This window comes from Phormidium sp. CCY1219 (assembly GCF_035615515.1).
Classification (GTDB): Bacteria; Cyanobacteriota; Cyanobacteriia; order Cyanobacteriales; family Laspinemataceae; genus CCY1219.
Window position 1 is genome coordinate 1 of record NZ_JAJENT010000872.1, and the last position, 203, is coordinate 203.

Annotated in this window: 1 protein-coding gene; it reads left to right on the forward strand. The window is 65.5% G+C overall.

All coding sequences use genetic code 11. The annotated features are described in order from the left end of the window. The coding region (locus LKK83_RS28345; protein ID WP_442957377.1) for a hypothetical protein at positions 1–203 on the forward strand (203 nt) is incomplete at both ends.

A 203-nucleotide genomic window follows, 5' to 3' on the forward strand; every position in this document is an offset into this window, starting at 1 on the left:
ACCTGCCCACCGGCGATCGCGCCGCCCACCTGCAACGGGCAATTGAGTGCTACCAAGCCGCCCTCACCGTCTGGACCTGCGAGAGCGCTCCGACTGATTGGGCAATGACCCAAAACAACCTGGGTTCTGCCTACTCGGACCTGCCCACCGGCGATCGCGCCGCCCACCTGCAACGGGCAATTGAGTGCTACCAAGCCGCCCTC